The organism is Nocardioides luteus (assembly GCF_014648595.1).
In the GTDB taxonomy this organism is placed as follows: Bacteria; Actinomycetota; Actinomycetes; order Propionibacteriales; family Nocardioidaceae; genus Nocardioides; species Nocardioides luteus.
In genome coordinates, this window is sequence record NZ_BMRK01000021.1 from 30,962 (window position 1) to 46,262 (window position 15,301).

Below are 15,301 nucleotides of genomic sequence, written 5' to 3' on the forward strand. Positions count from 1 at the left end.
TCAGCCCACCCAGAGCAGGACCACGGCGACGAGCATGACCGCTGCGGTCAGGCCGTGGATCCCGAACGCCTTCGCTCGGCTGCCACCGTTGCCCAGCACGACGAGCATGTCGCCGAGCGGGATCAGAGCCTCGACGAGGACGACCCAGGGCAGGGCGTCGGGCTCGAAGAAGATCATCGGCACCAGGACGAGTCCGCTGCCGATGTCGCGCACACCCTTGAGCTGCCACCAGGCCCGGGCGTCGTGGGCGGGGAGGACGGGTAGGCCGAATCCGGTCGCGTTGGGCTCGTTCTTCAGCAAGTACATCGTTCCGATGTAGATGATCCCGACGCAGACGATCCAGACGAGGACGAGACCGATGGTGTGCAGCATGTCGATGCTCCTGAGTTAGCAATGCTAGATTTTCTAGCAATGCTAGACCGTGTCTGGTCAATCCGTCTAGCAGTGCTAGATTCGAGATGTGGTGAACCAGCAGCGGCAGGCTCAGGACCGGACCGAACGCGCCCGGAAGATCGTGCGCACCGCCCGCCGGATGGCCGAGGCCGACGGCTGGGAGGCGGTCACCGTGCGTCGGCTGGCGGACGCGATCGAATACAGCCAGCCGGTCCTCTACGGTCACTTTCCCGACGGCAAGGCCGGCATCGCGGCCGCCGTCGCGCTCGAGGGGTTCGACGAGCTGGGTGAGCGCATCCGCAGCGGTCGCGGGCGCGCCCGGGCGCCACGCGAGGTGATGAACCGGCTGGCCACGGCCTACCTCGACTTCGCGGAGGAGTGGCCCGCGACGTACGGGCTGATGTTCGATGCGCCGACCACCCTGGCCTTCGCGGTCGAGGAGACGCCCGCCCCGATGAAGCAGGCGTTCGAGGAGATCGTGACGTCCGTCTCCGCGCTGCCTGTCGAGGGTCCGGCTCCGACGGTCGCGGAGGTCGTCTGGAGCGCCCTGCACGGGCAGGCGACCCTCGCCCGGAACCAGCGGCTCCTCCCTGAGCAGAAGGCCGCCCGGCTGCGCGTGCTCGTCGACCTGCTCACCACCTGAGCCCACCGCGGCGATGGGCGTCGGCGTACTGCTCGCGCCTAGACTGAGACGGTGAACCCGCGTTATCGCCGAATGATCATTCCCGGTGCGCTGGTCGCCCTTCTGCTGGTGGTCGTCATTGCCGGGGTGCTGAGTTGAGCAGGGAGTCCGAACCGCTGCTGCGAGCGCTGAACCGGATGCGGTCGGTGATCCTCGACCCCGAACAGCTGGTGAAGGCGGTCGCGTCCGGCAAGCAGCGAGGCACCACGCCGAAGTGGCGTCGCGCCGAGCTCCGCTATGTCGACCTGAAGGCCGGGCGGCATCTGCAGATCACGACGTACGACGCGACCCAGGCGTTCACGGCGAACCATCCTGTAGGAGATAGTTCGGCACTGGACGATCTGCTCGACGAACCGTTCGCCAACTGGATCCTCACGACCGCGACCGAGCAGACCCAGATCCAGGCGAAGACGCCGACCACGGCTCTCGTCTCGACCACGGAGCTCACCGCACCGGTCGAGGCCGAGCGCGGGCACGACCAGGCCAAGGAGCGACTGCTGCCGGAGTCCGACCCGGTCTTCCGGGTGCTCGGGCTCTCCGACAGGGACGGCAAGCTGAAGCCGTCGCGCCAAGCGAAGTACCGCCAGGTCGAGGAGTTCCTGCGTCAGCTCGACGCCGCCCTCGGCGATGCGATGAAGTCGGGGAAGGTCCGCCGCCCGACCGCCGAGGACCCGCTGCGGATCATCGACCTCGGTGCCGGCAACGGCTACCTGACCTTCGCCGCCCAGCGCTACCTGACCGAGGTCCGCGAGCTCCCCGTCGTCGTCACCGGCGTCGACGTCAAGGAGCAGTCGCGCGAGCACAACTCGAAGATCGCCGCCGAGCTCGGAGTGAACGCGGAGTTCGTCGCCGGGACGATCGAGGGCGTGCAGCTCGCCGAGCAGCCCGATGTGGTGCTCGCCCTCCACGCCTGCGACACCGCCACCGACGACGCGCTGGCTCGCGCGGTCGAGTGGGAGGCGCCGCTGATCCTGGCCGCGCCGTGCTGCCACCACGACATCGCCGCTCAGCTGCGCAAGGCCCCGACGCCTGCGCCCTACTCGATGCTCACCCGCCACGGCATCCTCCGTGAGCGCTTCGCCGACACTCTGACCGACGCCCTGCGCGCCTCCCTGCTGCGGCTGGCGGGCTACCGCGTCGAGGTGGTGCAGTTCGTGGAGAGCCAGCACACCCCGCGCAACACCATGCTCCGTGCGATCCGCACCGGCTCGCCGGTCAAGGGTGGCTCGGTGAAGAAGGAGTACGACGAGCTCGTGGCCGAGTGGGGCGTACGTCCGAAGCTCGGCGAGCTGCTCGCCAAGTGATGAGGGCGGTCACCGCCGCTGCGGGCGCGCTCGGGCTGGTGCTGCTCACCGCCGTTCCTGCCCACGCCGGCGACGACGTGCTCTTCGCCTTCACCGATCCGGCGATCAGCGAGGCGAGCGGGCTGACCCCGCTCGGCAAGGGGCTGTACGCCACCACCAACGACTCCGGCGACAGCGGCCGCGTCTTCACCGTCGACTCCCGCGGCGAGACGGTCGGGGTCACCCACTGGGCCGACGATCCGGTCGACGTCGAAGGGCTCGCGCCCGCGGGACGCCACCACGTCTGGGTCGGCGACATCGGTGACAACAACAGCGTCTGGGAATCGATCCGGATCGCGAAGGTGCGGGTCGGCCGGGGCGAACGCACGGTCACGCCGACCGTCTACGAGCTCGTCTACCCCGACGGTCCTCACAACGCCGAGTCACTGCTCGCCCACCCCGACGGCCGCGTCTACATCGCCACCAAGGACTGGGGCGGCGGCCGTCTCTACGCCGTCCCGAAGCGCCTCGACCCCGACCGTCCCAACCGGCTGAAGGAGGTCGCCCCGGTCATCCCGCTGGCCACCGACGGCGCCTTCTTCCCCGATGGCAAGCACGTCGTCGTACGCGGCTACTACTCCGCCACCATCTACGACTGGCCCTCCATGGACCGCGTCGGCTCCTTCCGCACCCCCGACCAGGAGCAGGGCGAGGCCATCGGTGTCACCCCGAAGGGCGAGGTCGTGGTGACCAGCGAGGGCATCCAAGCCGAGGTCATCCGCGTCGACCCAGAGCTCATCCGAGAAGTCATCGGCGAGCCCTCCGCGACCGCTGCCCCGACCCCAGGTGCGGAGCCATCGCCGGCCGACGGGAACGAGTCGACGAGTGACGACAAGTCATCAGGTGACGAGGACGCCGACGGCCGTTCAGCCGGCCCGATCGCCCTGGTCGCGCTCGCCGTGGCTGCGTACTTCATCTTCCGCAAACGCTCCTGACGCCCACTCGGCGCATCTGCCCCGCTCTGAGGCGCCGAGTCGGCGCATCTGCCCCGCTCTGAGGCGCCGAGTCGGCGTGTTTGCCTCACCACTCGGGGCAGTTGCGCCGACTCGACGCGGAATTCTGGGGCAGTTGCGCCGACTCGGCGACAAAATCTGGGACAGATGCGCCGACTCGGCGTCCGTACGTGGGGCAGATGCGCCGACTCGCCGTCCGGATGTGGGGCAGATGCGCCGACTCGGCGATCAGGGCTGGGGCAGTTGCGCCGGGTCGCGGGTCAGAGGTGGTCGACGACCCAGTCGATGCAGGTGGTGAGGGCTTCGACGTCGGCGGGGTCTACGGAGGGGTACATGGCGATGCGGAGCTGGTTGGTGCCGACGCCGCGGTAGGCGTCGAGGTCGACGATGCCGTTGGCGGTGAGGACGCGGCGGAGCTCGTCCTTGTCGATGGCGGCGTCGAGCTCGACGGTGCCGACGACGAGGGAGCGGTGGGTGGGGTCCTCGACGAATGGGCGTACGTAGGACGCTTTTTCCGCCCAGGCGTAGAGCGCGTCGGAGGAGGCGGTGGTGCGGGCGACCATCGCGTCGAGGCCGCCGGAGGAGTTCATCCAGTCGAGCTGTTCGGCCATCAGGAAGAGCGTGGAGACCGACGGGGTGTTGACGGTCTGGCTGGCCCGCGACTGCTTGATCGCCTCGGTCAGCGAGAAGAACAACGGGATGTGGCGCCCGCTCGCCGCGATCTCCTCGGCGCGCGCGATCGCGGCGGGGGAGAGCAGCGCGAGCCACAGGCCGCCGTCGGAGGCGAAGGACTTCTGCGGGGCGAAGTAGTAGACGTCGCTCTGGGTGACGTCGAGCGGCAGCCCACCGGCGGCCGAGGTCGCGTCGACGAGCGTGAGCTGGTCTGCGCCGGCACCGGAAGGCCGTGCGACCGGCGCCATCACGCCGGTGGAGGTCTCGTTGTGGGTCCACGCGTAGACGTCGACATCGTCCTCAGCGGCGGGCACGGCCAGCCCACCCGGGTCGGCCGAGATCACCGCCGGGTCGGCCAGCCACGGTGCCGCCTTGGTGGCGGAGAGGAACTTCTTGCCGAAGGCCCCGAAGACGGCGTGCTGGCTGCGCTCGCGCACCAGGGCGTACGTCGCCAGGTCGAAGAACGCGACCGAGCCACCGTTGCCGATGACGACCTCGTAGCCGTCGGGCAGCGAGTAGAGGTCGGCCAGCCCGGTCTGGACGCGGCGGACGAGATCCTTCACCGGCTGCTGACGGTGGGAGGTGCCCATCACCGACACCCCGCTCGCCGCGAGCGCCTCCAGCCGTCCGGCGGGCACCTTGGACGGCCCGGACCCGAAACGTCCGTCAGCGGGCAGGAGGTCAGCGGGGATCTGCAGCGTCATGACCCCATTCTCGCAAGAGCCGGGCATCGTCCAGAATATCGACGTGTCAGTTGAGATTCGTCGGGTCGGCTACGACCACCCGGATGCGCAGAAGCTGGTCGACCGGGTGCAGGAGTTCTACGTCGAGCGCTACGGCGAGCCCGACACCGACCCGACCGACCCGGAGATGTTCGAGCCGCCCGCGGGTGCGTACTTCCTGGCCTATCTCGACGACGTCCCGGTCGCCTCCGGCGCCTGGCGCCGCTCCGGCGAACCGGCTCTCGGCACCGAGGTGACCGCCGAGATCAAGCGGATGTACGTCGTCCCGGAGGCTCAAGGGCAGGGGCTCGCCAAGCGGATGCTCGCCCACGTCGAGGCCTCGGCCCGCAGCGCCGGTTTCGAGGGCCTCGTGCTCACCACCGGCGACCTCCAGCACGAGGCGATCGGCCTCTACCGCGCCCACGGCTACGTCGAGGTCGAGCCGTTCGGCTACTACAAGGACGACGAGCTCGTCGTCTGCATGGCCAAGCGCCTCGATCACTGACCCTCAGGCGACCTGAAGACGACCAGGGGCCGACCGGCGCGCTGCCGGTCGGCCCCTGACGTCGAGAGGGTCCTACTTCGCCCAGTCGGCGTTCCAGCCCTCGACCGCGTCGGCGGGACGCGGCTCGGGGCCGGTGTAGACGGCGCTCGGGCGGATCAGGCGACCGGTCTTCTTCTGCTCCAGGATGTGGGCCGACCAGCCACCCGTGCGGGCGCAGGTGAACATCGAGGTGAACATGTTGGCCGGGATCTCGGCGAAGTCGAGGACGATCGCGGCCCAGAATTCGACGTTGGTCTCCAGGACGCGGTCGGGGCGACGGGCGCGCAGCTCCTCGAGGGCAGCCTTCTCCAGGGCCTCGGCGACCTCGTAGCGGGGTGCGTTGAGCTCGCGGGCGGTGCGGCGCAGGACGCGCGCACGCGGGTCCTCGGCCCGGTAGACGCGGTGGCCGAAGCCCATCAGCCGCTCGCCGGAGTCGAGGAGACCCTTGACGTAGGCCGACGCGTCGCCGGACTTCTCGACGTCCTCGATCATGCCGAGCACGCGCGAGGGGGCGCCGCCGTGGAGCGGGCCGCTCATCGCGCCGATGGCGCCGGAGAACGCCGCGGCCACGTCCGCGCCGGTCGAGGTGATCACCCGGGCGGTGAAGGTGGAGGCGTTCATGCCGTGCTCGGCGGCCGAGGACCAGTAGGCGTCGATGGCGTGGGCGTGGGCCGGGTCGGCCTCGCCCCGCCAGCGGATCAGGAACTTCTCGGCGAGCGTCTTGCCGTTGTCGACCTCGCGCTGCGGCACCACCGGCAGGTGGATCGAGCGGGCCGACTGGCCGGCGTACGAGAGGACCATCACGGCGACCCGGGCGAGGTCGGCGCGGGCCTGCTCGTCGGAGATGTCGTAGGTCTGCCCGAAGCCGAAGGCCGGCGCGAGCATGGGGATGGCGGCCTGCACGTCGACGCGCACGTCACCGGTGTGGACCGGCAGGTTGTAGGCCTCGGCGGGCGGCAGCCCCGGGCCGTACGAGCCGTCGATCAGCAGTCCCCAGACGTTCTCGAAGGGCACCCGCCCGACGATGTCTTCGATGTCGACCCCGCGGTAGCGGAGGGCCGAACCCTCTTTGTCGGGCTCCGCGATCTGGGTCTCGAAAGCCACGACGCCTTCGAGACCGTGCTGTACCTGGCTCACTTGCCTTCTCCAATTCTCCTAGTGTCGTTCCGCATTCTGCCCCACGCGCCCAGAAGATAGGCTCGACGGCATGGATCTGGCGGCTGAGCTGGCGGCAGCAAGAGAGAACTACACCCGCAGCGGGCTGCACGAGGACGACCTCGCGAGCGACCCGTTCCTGATGTTCGAGAGGTGGTACGCGGAGGCCCGTGACGCGGGCATCGTCGAGCCCAACGCGATGGTGGTCTCCACCGTCTCGGCCGACGGTGCGCCCTCCTCGCGCACCGTCCTGCTGAAGGGTTTCTCGACCGAGGGCTTCACCTTCTTCACCAACACCGCATCCCGCAAGGGCTCCGACCTCGGCGCCAACCCGCGCTGCGCGGTGCTCTTCCCGTGGCACCCCCTGGAGCGGCAGGTACGCATCGACGGGCTCGCCCACGAGCTCTCCCGCGCCGACGTGGAGGCCTACTTCGCCCAGCGCCCGCGCGGCTCCCAGCTCGGCGCGCACGCCTCCCACCAGAGCAGTGTCGTCTCCGGGCGGGAGGAGCTCGAGGAGGCGTACGCGCGGGTGGAGGCGGAGTTCGAGGGGAAGCCGGTGCCGGTGCCCGAGGAGTGGGGCGGCTACCGGGTCGAGCCGAGGACCGTGGAGTTCTGGCAGGGGCGGCCCGGCCGGATGCACGACCGGCTCGTCTACCGCCGCGAGGACGACGGCTGGCGGACGGAGAGGCTCGCCCCGTGACCGGGATGGCGCGGGTCACCGAGGCGCTCGGCGGTCGGATCGCCTACGGCGCCGACTACAACCCCGAGCAGTGGCCGGAGGAGGTCTGGGACGAGGACGTACGCCTCATGCAGGAGGCCGGGGTCAACCTGGTCAGCGTGGGGATCTTCTCCTGGGCCCTGCTGGAGCCGGAGCCCGGCACCTACGACTTCGGCTGGCTCGACCGGGTGCTCGACAAGCTGCACGCCGGCGGGATCGCCGTCGACCTGGCCACCGCGACCGCGAGCCCGCCGCCGTGGTTCCTCCAGCAGCATCCCGAGGCGGCGATGGTCGACGCCCGAGGCGTACGCAGGGCGTTCGGCAGCCGGCAGGCCTACTGCACCGCGTCGCCCGCGTTCCGTGAGGCCGCCACCGGGCTGGCGACCGAGCTGGCGAAGCGCTACGCGGACCACCCGGCGGTGGTGATGTGGCACGTCGGCAACGAGTACGGCAACCACAACGCCCACTGCTACTGCGACACCAGCGCCGCCGCGTTCCGCACCTGGCTGCGACGCCGCTACGGCACGCTCGACCGGCTCAACGAGGCCTGGCTGACCACCTTCTGGAGCCAGCGCTACACCGACTGGGACCAGATCGAGCCGCCGCGGGAGGTCTCCGACAACTCCCACCCGAACCCCGGCCAGCAGCTCGACTTCTGGCGCTACTCCTCCGACGCGCTCCTGGAGCTGTTCCAGGCCGAGGCGGAGGCGGTGCGGGCGATCTCCGATAAGCCGCTGACCACCAACTTCATGGGCTTCTGGAAGCTGTCGGACCCGCGTCCGTGGGTGGCCGCGGAGGACCTGGTCTCCAACGACCACTACCTGATCGCCGAGGACGAGGACCGCACCCAGCAGCTCGCGATGACCGCCGACCTGACCCGCTCGCTGGCACACGGCGAACCGTGGCTGCTGATGGAGCACTCCACCTCGGCGGTCAACTGGCAGCCGCGCAACATCGCCAAGACCACCGGCGAGATGCGCCGCAACTCCTTCCAGCACGTCGCGCGCGGCGCCGACGGGGCGATGTTCTTCCAGTGGCGTGCCTCCCGCGCCGGCTCGGAGAAGTTCCACTCCGCGATGGTGCCCCACGCCGGCACCGAGAGCCGGGTGTGGCGCGACGTCGTCCGGCTCGGTGACGACCTCTCCGCGATCGCCGAGGTCGCCGGCACCCGCGTCGCGCAGGCGAGCGTGGCGATCTTGTTCGACTGGACCTCGTGGTGGGCGGCGACCTTCGACTCCCACCCCTCGGTCGACGTCGACCCGATGACCACCGCACGGGCCTGGCACAAGGCCTGCTGGACACGAAACCTCGGCGTCGACGTCGTCGGCGTCGACGATCCGCTCGACGGCTACGAGGTGGTCGTGCTGCCCGTGCAGTATCTGCTCTCCGACGCGACCGTCGAGCGGCTCACCGCCTTCGTGGAGGCCGGCGGCACCCTCGTCGCCACCTACTTCACCGGCATCGTCGACGAGCACGACCACATCCGTCTCGGCGGCTACCCGGGCGCGCTCCGCGACCTGCTCGGCGTGCGGATCGAGGAGTTCTGCCCGCTCCCCGAGGGCGACGAGATCCCGCTGACCGCCTACGGCACCGGCACGATCTGGAGCGAGCGCGGCCGTGCGGTCGGGGCCGATGTGGTGGCTGCGTACGCCTTCGGGGACGTCGCCGGCGACCCGGCCGTCACCCGGCGCCGCGTCGGCAAGGGCGCGGCCTGGTACGTCGGCACCGAGCTCACCCCCGACGCCCTCGACACCCTGGTCAGCCAGGTCCTCAGCGAGACCAGGCCGGTCGTCGCCGGGCTGCCGGAGGGCGTCGAGGCCGTGCGGCGGGTGGGCGAGCAGGGGTCGTACGTCTTCGTCATCAACCACACCCACGAGCCGGTCATCGTCCCGGTGCGTGGCGTCGAACTGCTCTCCGGCAACGAGGGTGGTCCGCACCTGGTGCGTGCGGGGCAGGTCGCGGTCATCCGGGAGGAGTGAGTGCGGCCGATCGGTAGCGGCGTGGCTTGCCCTCGCCGAGATCCGCGAGCGTCCCGACGCGACGGACGGTGATGGTGCGCGCGAGCATGGCACCGAGCCGTTCGGCGACGATGTCGGCGTCACCGCCAGCGATCGTTGCGACCACGGAGCCGTCGACGGCCTGCTCGACCGACCACCCGTGGGCGCCCGCGTCCTGGAGGTGCTGGGTGAGGTCGACGCAGGGGACCCGGTCGCCGACCGGCGTGATGAAGACCGTCGCGTCCCGGCCCTCGAGGGCGTCGATAGCAGGTCGCCCGTCGACACGCACCAGCCGGCCGGTGTCGCCCGTTCGGTAGCGAACCAGCGGGAGAAAGACGTTCTCACCTGCGGTGACGACGATCTCGCCGATCTCGCCCTCGGGCACCGGGGAGCCGTGGGACCCCAGGATCTCGACGTGCACCCGGCGGTCGGCGACGACGAACGGCCCGCCGTCGGTGCTGACCGCCACCGGCCGAGTCTCGTGCAGGCCGTAGACGTCGATCACCGGGCAGCCGAAGGTCTGCCCCAGCTCCGTCCGCAGCGTCGCGCTGAGTGCCATCGCCGAGGAGATGATCGCGATCGGACGGACCACGCCCCGCAGGTCGAGCAGGCGCTCCAGGGACGTCGGGTGGCCGGAGACGACCTGTGGGTCGGCGTCGCGCAGGAACGCCCGCTGATCGTCGACCGCCCACTCGTCCGGATGCAGGTTGACCCGAGCCACGAGGCTCTCGCCGAAGCCCGGCGCGACCGAGACGTACGTGAACGCCTGCCGCTGCCACACGACCTGCACCACGGCGAACCGAGCCGGGTCCGGCTCCCACTCGCCGGAGAGATCGGCGACGACGCCACGCAGCCAGTGGAACCCGCGAGCCAGCTCGTCGGGGTCGTCGGGCATCACCAGCGCCGCCCCGGTGCTCCCCGACGAGGTGCCGTGGAGCATCCGTCCGTAGTCGGCGTCCAGCGGCACGAACCCGCCGATGTCCTCGACCAGGTCCTGCCGACTGATCAGCGGGAAGTCCTCGAGGCGGTCGAGCGGTCCCCGATGACGACGGTACGCAGGCAGCGACCGCGCCACCGCCAGGTGCTCCTCCAGCCAGCCCGCGAGCGGGACCTGGGTGCGGGCGGCCTCCTGCTCGGCAGGCGTGAGCCGGTGGCCGACCCGGTGGCGCCAGCCCGGCGCCGACGGGTGGTTCTCCGCGGCCGCGCGCCGGGCGGCTCCCACCGGCGACAACCCCGGCCAGCGCTCGGCGTCGGTGAGAGCGACCGAGGACATCGGGGTGTATTCGGCCAGGTCGAGCGGGTCGGGTGTCTCGGGCACGGTCTCGGGAACGGTCACGGTCACTCCGGGCTGTAGCGGCTGGCGGCCTCGCGGGCGCGCGCGTCCTCCAGCCGACGGCGGATCTCCGCACGGTGCTCGCGGTCGCGCCGGGCCCGCTCCAGCGCCTCGGCGCGGGCGGCGGAGTCGAGGCGGGCGAGCAGGGCACGGGCGTTGCGCTCGTCCTCGCGCCCGGGAAGCTGACCGCTCCAGAGCAGGAAGGTGCGGGCGGCCTCCTCGCGGCGTTCGGCCTCCTCGACCCAGCGGGGCGCCTCGACCACGGCGGCCAGCCGCATTGCCATCGTCACCAGCGCCCGGTCGAGTCGGTCCTCGCGCAGGGCGGCCGAGAACGGACCGGCCAGCTCCTGCGAGGCGACCAGCCACAGGACCACCCCGGCACCCTGCCGCGCGGTCGCCTTCCCGGTCGCGGCCACCCGCCGCGCCGCCGCGACCGGTCGCCCGTCGGCGGTGTCGAACACGTCGCCGGCGAGCGCGACCACGTCGACGGCATCGTCGAGGAACCACGACGGCGTCGTCGAGATCCGGGACATCACCTCGTCGACCGACGGCCCGGGCGTCAGCCCGGTCCAGGCGGCCTCGGGGTCGAGCTCCTCGTCGAGCCAGGCCTCGAACAGCTCCTCGTCAACCAATGCTCGTTCCCTTCGCTGTTCCGGTGGCGACGTGGTCGGCGATCCGTGCGGCCAGCGCGGCGCATGCCGCCGGCGCCTGCATCACGTCGGGGATCTCCGCGACGTCGTAGCCGAGCCGCTCGGCCGCGTCTCGCGACTCCCCGCGCCAGCGCCCGATGATCATCAGCGACCCGGTGTCGATGACGCGGCGCACGGCACCGGCCACGTCGGCGTACTCCTCCTGGCCCCGGCCCAGGAACGTGTCGAGGCCGGCGTCGGAGAGCACCACGAGGTGACGCTGCCCATCGATCGGCCGCACGGACTCCGGGTAGCGAGCGCGCAGCAGGTCCAGCGGGAAGGTGGTGCCGCCGCCGAAGAAGGTGGTCAGCTGGCGCATGATCTCGACCCGGTCGCGCGTGTAGGTGCTGTCGCCGGCGACCTGCCCGGCCGCGCTCCACGAGGTGACCCGCACCCGGCCGCCGCCACGGAGCACCGAGAGCGACAGGATCGTGCCGGCGACGATCGCCGCCGACCCGCGCGTCGGGTGGGTCATCGACCCGGAGGAGTCGAGGTAGAGGTCGAGCAGCACCGGTTCGTGGTCGGGCTCGGGCTCGTCCGGGATGAAGGTACGCCGCCGGGTGGTCACACCGGGCACGAAGGCCGCGCCGCCGGTCAGCGTCGCCGGCCAGTCGAGGTCGGCCAGGTCGTCGCCGAGCTCCCACTCCTCGGTGGGGCCCGGGATGGCGGGGCCCGCCGGGGCGAGCCCGCGCTGGACCAGGGGCGCGACGTGCGGTCGTGCCTCGGCCTCGTACCAGGCCGCCATCACCGCGTTCGGGTCTGCGCCGGCCATCAGCTCCAGGGTGCGGGCCAGCCCGAGCGCCTGCCCGCTGCCGTCTCCGTCGGAGGTGGTGACCGCGTCCGCCAGGACCACCTCGGCGTCCTCGGGGTGGGCCAGGGGCTTCTGCAGCCTCGGGTCGCCGATCGCGCCGGCGAGCTCGGCGGCGGTGGGCGCCCCCGTCGACTCCTCGTGACATCCGGTGCTCTGGAAGCCGAGCAGCAGGTAGGGGACCATCACCATCGCCCACGGGATCGCGCCGCTGACCGGGTCGGCGGCGAGCGTACGTACGACCTCGGCCACCGTGGTCGCGTCATGAGCCGGGTCGAGGCCGGAGCGTGGGTCGTACTCGAGCTCGACGAGCTCCCGCTCGCGCTGGTGCTGCTCATAGGCCGCGGACCGCCCGCCATCGGGACCCTGAGGCTTGCGCTTCGCGTTGCGCACGAGATTCCGGGCGTGGTGGATCTGCTCCTGATAGTCGGCCTTCCACCGCACCGGCGGTTCGGGCCAGGCGAGCTCGCCCTCGGGGAGACGCCAGAGCAGCTCGTAGGCCCGCTGCACCACCCACCACAGCTCGTTGTCCTCGGCGCCGCGCGCACCCTTGGCCAGCGTCTTCGCGGCCAGCGCTCGGGTGAGCAGCACCATGTCGGGGGTCTCGCCGGGGTCGATCCGGGCGCGCTGCAGCTGCATCACCCGGTCGTTGATCAGCATGTCCGACCACAGGTTGGCGCAGAAACCGCTCGCCGCGGCCAGGTCGAGGCGATGGCGACGGTCGTAGAGGTCGATCACCCGAGCCATCTGCTGGCGGATCTTCAACGAGTCGACCTTGGTGCTGGGGGAGAGCACGTGGTGACCGATCTCGTGCGCGAAGACGCTGGTCAGATGGTCCTTCCCGCCGTGCTCGGCGAGCTTGCCGGGGTCGACGTTGACCTCGGGCGGGAAGCCGAACCAGGCGAAGCTGCCCGCGTCGGACCGGGTGTGCACGACCGGGTCGTGAAGGTCGACGCCCCACAGGTCGAGGGCGGCCTCCCACGCTTCGCGCTCGGCTGTGGTCGGGGCTCTCATGCGGCTTCCCGCACGACCTCGAGCAGGTAGGACGTGGGGATGCTGACCACGCGTACGCCCGGTGTGTCGGTGTCGTCGGAGGCGGCGTCGTCACCGGCGAGCGAGACCGAGTGGCCGAACAGGTCCGCGGTGACCTCCCACAGCTCCTCGCCGACCTCCACCAGCCAGCGACCCTCGCCGGCCGGGATCACCTCGCCGGGATGGGCCAGCCACGGCCCGCCGAGGCCGGTGAACCCACCGATCCGGGCGATCAGATAGGCCCGCCCGAGGCCGCGCCAGGCGGGCCAGAAGAACCGGTCCGTACGCTGCGCCTCGGCGAACTCCGCGACGCTGGTGGGAGGCATCCCGAGCACTGCCGCGACGGCGTCGGCCAGCCCGTGGTCGAGGCATGATCCCAGGGCGCGCAGGGCGTCGGTGCGCAGCCCGATCACGCCTGCCCGCCAGGCCGCGACGGCGGCCAGGTCCTGGACGGCCTGCGTCTCGGATGGCAGGGATCCCGGAGCCCTCAGCCCGGCCCGCAGCGACGAGTCGAACCGTCGCTCGTCCCCGCCGAAACGGGCGACGTTGGCGGCGGCGAGCTCCAGGTCGAGGCCGACGACGACGGGCATCGCAGCCGTCTCGGCGGGGTGCGCGGCGGCGTTCACCGAGTGGCCGGGACGCCGGATCATGCGCCCTCCAGCCAGTGGAGATAGTTGGAGTAGCGCTGGTGGAGATACTTCAGCGCGACCAGGTCGTCGTAGTCACGACCGTAGATCTTGCCGACCTTCGAGATGCGGCGGACCTCGGACTCGATGCGGGTCAGCCGCCGGGAGACGGTGAGCCGGTCGAGCCCGTCGAGGCCTCCGCCGAGCTCGGCGAGCAGGTCACCGACCGGGTCGTCGCGGTCGAGCCCGAGCGCGACGAACTGCTTCATCGCGGTGTCGAAGAGGTCGGTCAGCCAGGAGGCGGGGTCGTGGGCCAGCTCCTTGTCGCCAGCCTCGAAGCGCGGGTGCTGGGGGTTGGGCAGCAGCTTCCCGCGGAGCACGAACGGCACCATCGCGCGCACGTCGTCGACCCCGACCTCGGCGGCCCCGCGGAACCACGCCGACGCCTTGGCGTACAGGATCAGGGTCTGCAGCGCGCGGACGGAGAGGCCGTTGAGGGTCTGCGCGCCGAGGTCGACGACCAGGTCCGCTCCGGAGTTGGCGTCGATGACCGCGCCGACGTCGCCGCCGGCGGTCGCCACCACGTCCTTGGTGCGGTACTCGAAGCGCTGGCCGCCGTGCTGCACGAACTCGAACTGCCCGGTGAAGTACTCCAGCCTCCGGCGTACGTCGGCGGGCAGCGGCACCGCGCGGATCGCGGCCAGCATCGCGGTCTGCTCGTCGGGGGAGAAGACCAGCGAGTCCGGCACGTGCTCCTCGGGTCGCTCGCCCGCCTCGACCCGGGTGACCAGCTCGTCGAAGAAGCGGCCGTTGAAGCCGAAGGCCTGCACGGTGACGTCGAGGCGGTCCTTGAGGGCCTGGATGACCTGGAAGGTGCCGCCGCCGGCGTCGTCGTTGGCGGTGAAGAACCAGCTCTCGACGCCCTCCTCGGGCGCGGTCCGGCGCAGCTGGTCGTGGCTCTCCACGTAACCCTCGGCGACCATGGTGAGCAGCGCCGACTGGGTCTTGGTGGGGATGCGGTTGTACTCGTCGACGATCTTCACCCGGGCGGTCAGCCAGGACTTCCAGGCGATCGTGATCTCCTCCAGCGACCCGGCGGAGACGAGATCACGCGGCAGCGGCAAGCCGACGAGGTCGGAGACGGTCAGCTGAGGCTGACCCTGCTGCAGATGGCGGCGTACGTCCTCGGGCGCCGCCCCGGACAGCACCCCCATCAGCACCGCGAGGGTCGTCTTCCCGCGGCCGGGGCCGCCGATCATCAGGCACTTCCCGCCGACCGCGAAGGTGAGCAGCGGCAGCAGCACGTTGGAAGAGTAGGCCGGCTGCGTAGGGAGGGTGATCTCCGCGCCGGCGTCGCCGAGCGGGAACCGGTTGGCCTTCGCGGCGTCGAACTCGACGTCGTAGAACGGCGAGATCACAGCCTTGTTGACCAGCCAGAAGTAGGTGCGCCGCAGCTTCTCGTCGAGCGCGACGGTCTCCTCCGGGGAGCGGAAGAGGTCGGCTGCGGTGAGGCCGTCGCGCGGGCCGCCGTGGTGCACGTGCGGCACGGTCGGCGACGCCGACGTCTTCTGCCAGCGATCCTTCATCGGGTCACCTCCGTCGCGCAGGCGCAAGAATACGGACGCAGCCCGATG

At 71.2% G+C, this 15,301-nt stretch carries 14 protein-coding genes; 6 read left to right on the top strand and 8 right to left on the bottom strand.

Annotated elements, in window-relative coordinates:
• Complete coding sequence (locus IEY81_RS20275; RefSeq protein ID WP_189120309.1) at positions 1-372, bottom strand: DUF4267 domain-containing protein; 372 nt, start codon at positions 370-372, stop codon at positions 1-3.
• Positions 373-463: 91 nt separating this feature from the next.
• Here IEY81_RS20275 and IEY81_RS20280 point away from each other — a divergent pair, with 91 nt between their 5' ends.
• The 3 genes from IEY81_RS20280 to IEY81_RS20290 all read left to right on the top strand — a co-directional run bounded on the left by IEY81_RS20280 (position 464) and on the right by IEY81_RS20290 (position 3,353).
• Positions 464-1,036: a TetR/AcrR family transcriptional regulator gene (locus tag IEY81_RS20280; RefSeq protein WP_229788022.1), complete on the top strand. Its 573-nt coding sequence runs from the start codon at positions 464-466 to the stop codon at positions 1,034-1,036.
• Between the two features lie 134 nt (positions 1,037-1,170).
• On the top strand, positions 1,171-2,379 hold the full coding sequence (locus IEY81_RS20285; protein ID WP_229788023.1) for a class I SAM-dependent methyltransferase: 1,209 nt from the start codon (positions 1,171-1,173) through the stop codon (positions 2,377-2,379).
• Positions 2,379-3,353, top strand: a complete 975-nt coding sequence (locus tag IEY81_RS20290; RefSeq protein ID WP_189120311.1) for a hypothetical protein — start codon at positions 2,379-2,381, stop codon at positions 3,351-3,353. The genes IEY81_RS20285 and IEY81_RS20290 overlap by 1 nt, the downstream gene beginning before the upstream one ends.
• Positions 3,354-3,631: 278 nt before the next feature.
• Here the strand turns inward: IEY81_RS20290 and serC are convergent, their stop codons facing one another.
• A complete protein-coding gene (gene serC, locus IEY81_RS20295; protein ID WP_189120312.1) occupies positions 3,632-4,747 on the bottom strand; it encodes a phosphoserine transaminase in 1,116 nt (371 codons plus the stop codon).
• A gap of 43 nt (positions 4,748-4,790) precedes the next feature.
• Here serC and IEY81_RS20300 point away from each other — a divergent pair, with 43 nt between their 5' ends.
• A complete protein-coding gene (locus tag IEY81_RS20300; protein WP_189120313.1) occupies positions 4,791-5,270 on the top strand; it encodes a GNAT family N-acetyltransferase in 480 nt (159 codons plus the stop codon).
• A 72-nt stretch (positions 5,271-5,342) separates the two neighbouring features.
• Here the strand turns inward: IEY81_RS20300 and IEY81_RS20305 are convergent, their stop codons facing one another.
• Positions 5,343-6,446, bottom strand: a complete 1,104-nt coding sequence (locus IEY81_RS20305; protein WP_189120314.1) for a citrate synthase 2 — start codon at positions 6,444-6,446, stop codon at positions 5,343-5,345.
• A gap of 70 nt (positions 6,447-6,516) precedes the next feature.
• Here IEY81_RS20305 and pdxH point away from each other — a divergent pair, with 70 nt between their 5' ends.
• Both pdxH and IEY81_RS20315 read left to right on the top strand, forming a co-directional pair.
• Positions 6,517-7,164: a pyridoxamine 5'-phosphate oxidase gene (pdxH, locus tag IEY81_RS20310; protein ID WP_189120315.1), complete on the top strand. Its 648-nt coding sequence runs from the start codon at positions 6,517-6,519 to the stop codon at positions 7,162-7,164.
• Between the two features lie 5 nt (positions 7,165-7,169).
• Positions 7,170-9,161 carry a beta-galactosidase gene (locus IEY81_RS20315; RefSeq protein WP_189120350.1) on the top strand — a complete coding sequence of 664 codons (1,992 nt, stop codon included), beginning with the start codon at positions 7,170-7,172 and terminating at the stop codon, positions 9,159-9,161.
• Here IEY81_RS20315 and IEY81_RS20320 read toward each other — a convergent pair.
• Genes IEY81_RS20320 through IEY81_RS20340 form a run of 5 tightly spaced genes read right to left on the bottom strand, consistent with a single transcriptional unit; the run spans position 9,145 to position 15,253 of the window.
• Positions 9,145-10,515 (bottom strand): AMP-binding protein, encoded by a 1,371-nt coding sequence (locus IEY81_RS20320; protein WP_229788024.1) that lies wholly within the window; start codon positions 10,513-10,515, stop codon positions 9,145-9,147. The two genes, IEY81_RS20315 and IEY81_RS20320, sit on opposite strands and share 17 nt — an antisense overlap.
• Before the next feature lie 2 nt (positions 10,516-10,517).
• On the bottom strand, positions 10,518-11,144 hold the full coding sequence (locus IEY81_RS20325; RefSeq protein ID WP_189120316.1) for a phosphohydrolase: 627 nt from the start codon (positions 11,142-11,144) through the stop codon (positions 10,518-10,520).
• Complete coding sequence (locus tag IEY81_RS20330; protein ID WP_189120317.1) at positions 11,137-13,023, bottom strand: VWA domain-containing protein; 1,887 nt, start codon at positions 13,021-13,023, stop codon at positions 11,137-11,139. Before IEY81_RS20330 ends, IEY81_RS20325 begins: the two co-directional genes overlap by 8 nt.
• The gene (locus IEY81_RS20335) at positions 13,020-13,691 is read right to left on the bottom strand and encodes a potassium transporter Kef (protein ID WP_189120318.1); all 672 of its coding nucleotides are present in this window, start codon (positions 13,689-13,691) and stop codon (positions 13,020-13,022) included. Before IEY81_RS20335 ends, IEY81_RS20330 begins: the two co-directional genes overlap by 4 nt.
• Entirely contained in the window at positions 13,688-15,253 is a 1,566-nt protein-coding gene (locus IEY81_RS20340; RefSeq protein ID WP_189120319.1) for a MoxR family ATPase, read from the bottom strand. The genes IEY81_RS20335 and IEY81_RS20340 overlap by 4 nt, the downstream gene beginning before the upstream one ends.
• Positions 15,254-15,301: the final 48 nt, after the last annotated feature.